The organism is Bacillus sp. GC_Bacil_1, from assembly GCF_026540675.1.
Lineage (GTDB): Bacteria > Bacillota > Bacilli > Bacillales > Bacillaceae_G > Bacillus_A > Bacillus_A cereus.
In genome coordinates this window covers 1-578 of the sequence record NZ_JALNUG010000054.1, presented here as the reverse complement: position 1 = coordinate 578, position 578 = coordinate 1, and the positions used below count along the sequence as shown (strand labels likewise).

Here is a 578-nt window from a genome sequence, read left to right as displayed (position 1 = left end):
AATGTTATCTAGTTTTGAGAGAACATAAAAAACTTGTTGACTTTTAAAGTAAATAAGTTATAATAATGATTGTCTCAAAAGAATAATGTCTGGTAATGATGGCAGAGAGGTCACACCCGTTCCCATACCGAACACGGAAGTTAAGCTCTCTAGCGCCGATGGTAGTTGGGACCTTGTCCCTGTGAGAGTAGGACGTTGCCAGGCAATATTATTCCGCAGTAGCTCAGCGGTAGAGCTATCGGCTGTTAACCGATCGGTCGTAGGTTCGATTCCTACCTGCGGAGCCATTGGAGAGCTGTCCGAGTTGGCCGAAGGAGCACGATTGGAAATCGTGTATACGTCATAAGCGTATCAAGGGTTCGAATCCCTTGCTCTCCGCCATAGGATTTATAATATTTGGCCCGTTGGTCAAGTGGTTAAGACACCGCCCTTTCACGGCGGTAACACGGGTTCGAATCCCGTACGGGTCACCACTTTGGAGGATTAGCTCAGCTGGGAGAGCACCTGCCTTACAAGCAGGGGGTCGGCGGTTCGATCCCGTCATCCTCCACCATATAAATTTTATATGAATAGTATTA

General features: G+C 47.1%; 4 tRNA genes and 1 rRNA gene. All 5 read left to right on the top strand.

Annotated elements, in window-relative coordinates:
• Positions 1–88: 88 nt before the first annotated feature.
• The 5 genes from rrf to OXT04_RS29525 all read left to right on the top strand — a co-directional run bounded on the left by rrf (position 89) and on the right by OXT04_RS29525 (position 553).
• Positions 89–204, top strand: a 5S ribosomal RNA gene (gene rrf / locus OXT04_RS29545).
• 8 nt (positions 205–212) lie between these two features.
• Positions 213–287, top strand: a tRNA-Asn gene (locus tag OXT04_RS29540).
• Between the two features lie 2 nt (positions 288–289).
• Positions 290–381 (top strand) — tRNA-Ser (locus tag OXT04_RS29535).
• A 17-nt stretch (positions 382–398) separates the two neighbouring features.
• Positions 399–473: transfer RNA gene (locus OXT04_RS29530), tRNA-Glu, on the top strand.
• Positions 474–477: 4 nt separating this feature from the next.
• A tRNA-Val gene (locus OXT04_RS29525) sits at positions 478–553 on the top strand.
• Positions 554–578 lie beyond the last annotated feature (25 nt).